The organism is Bacillus cereus group sp. BfR-BA-01350, assembly GCF_022663775.1.
Taxonomy (GTDB): Bacteria; Bacillota; Bacilli; order Bacillales; family Bacillaceae_G; genus Bacillus_A; species Bacillus_A paranthracis.
Genome location: NZ_JAKUGD010000064.1, coordinates 1 through 223 on the forward strand (window position 1 = coordinate 1; position 223 = coordinate 223).

Consider the following 223-nt stretch of genomic DNA (forward strand, 5'->3'; position numbering starts at 1 on the left):
TGGGGGATAGGGTATGTTGTGCGCTTTGATTGTCGAAGAATGTCGGTAAGTCGATATCCTGTGTCGAACCGTCGATATAATGAAAAAATCGCCGATAAAAGTGTAGAAATCGTCGATATATTTGAAAAATCGCTGATATATTTTAGTGAATACGAAGTGGGGTATATGGAAAAGAAGTTGCCGTGAGGGTAACTTCTTTTTATTGTAGTGGTGGGGTATAGAG

The 223-nt window shown here is 39.5% G+C and carries 1 protein-coding gene; it reads left to right on the forward strand.

Annotated elements, in window-relative coordinates; genetic code table 11:
• Positions 1-186: hypothetical protein (locus tag MR147_RS26990; RefSeq protein WP_313897184.1), on the forward strand; the 186-nt coding region annotated here is incomplete at its 5' end.
• Between the last annotated feature and the right edge of the window lie 37 nt (positions 187-223).